The following is a 1,099-nucleotide window of genomic DNA, read 5'->3' as shown; positions in this document are numbered from 1 at the left end:
GTTTTTTCTCGGAAAAGCCTCTTCGGTCAAGTTCCAATCGCAGTTGTTTCAACTCTTCCCTCGTCAGTTCGGACGGCCGCTGGCAGACAATCATCAGCGCCGGGATTTTATTCATGTTCGTGCGGATAAATTCACCGAACGCCTCTAAATAGTCGTCCGGTTTTTCCGCATTGCCGTAGCCTCGTTTGACGCCAAGCAGCTTGTCTTCATGGTGGGAAATGTATTGCTTGCGCTCGCGGTACCGGTTTTCGTCCAAATAGCGGAACATCGATTTATATTCTTTCAGCCCGTCTTTCAGTTCATCAGACGGCAGCGATTTCAGCCAGTCGATGAATTCATCGACCGTTTTTCCGCCGGAAAGCACGCGGAAATCTTCGTGTTGCCTGTCGGACCACGTCCGCTTTTTCCGTTGCATCTTCGCAATGATTTGTTCTTTTTGGTATTCCAGATGGGCGGTCTGTTCAAGCTGTTCGAGTTCATCGAACAGCTCCGTCAGCGTCGCCTGCGGACGGGCGACGATCGGTTTCATGCTTGTATACGGCTTTAACGTTTCGTAAATGCCGACGGCGTCAAAGATGTTGAAATGGTCTTTCCCAATCTCATCGCACCGCCTTGTCGCCCGGCCGAGCATTTGTTCATACAAAATGCGCGAGCGAACGCGGCGCAAAAAGACGAGGTTCGTAATCGCCGGCACATCGACCCCTGTCGTTAACAAATCGACCGTCACCGCGATTGTCGGGTATTTTTCGTTTTTAAACCTGCGGATCGCTCCTGACGGGTCTTTGATCGATCCGGTGATTTTCATGACCGCATTGTCATCGAACTCTCCGTATACGCGCGCAAATTCTTCTTTCAGCAGTCGGACGACGAGATCAGCGTGATCGTCCGTCGCGGCAAAAATGAGCGTCTTCCCTTCATCATCCGGAGCGATATAGTTGACGAGCTCGCGAATGATGACGCGGTTAAAGCTTTCCGTTACGACTTTCGTGTTAAAGTGCGAAACATCAATGTTCAGTTCATCCTCCAAATACTCTTGCGACACCGTATGGGATACGGCGTCGTAGACATCAACCGTCTCTCCTTTCGCCCACGTAATCCC

The 1,099-nt window shown here is 50.9% G+C and carries 1 protein-coding gene; it reads right to left on the bottom strand.

Annotated elements, in window-relative coordinates; translation table 11 throughout:
- Positions 1 to 1,099: helicase-related protein (locus VU18_RS16210; RefSeq protein ID WP_047758540.1), on the bottom strand; the 1,099-nt coding region annotated here is incomplete at both ends.

The sequence above is a fragment of the Geobacillus sp. ZGt-1 genome (assembly GCF_001026865.1).
In the GTDB taxonomy this organism is placed as follows: Bacteria; Bacillota; Bacilli; order Bacillales; family Anoxybacillaceae; genus Geobacillus; species Geobacillus thermoleovorans.
The sequence above is the reverse complement of the archived record's forward strand: the minus strand, read 5'-3'. Positions and strand labels throughout refer to the sequence as shown.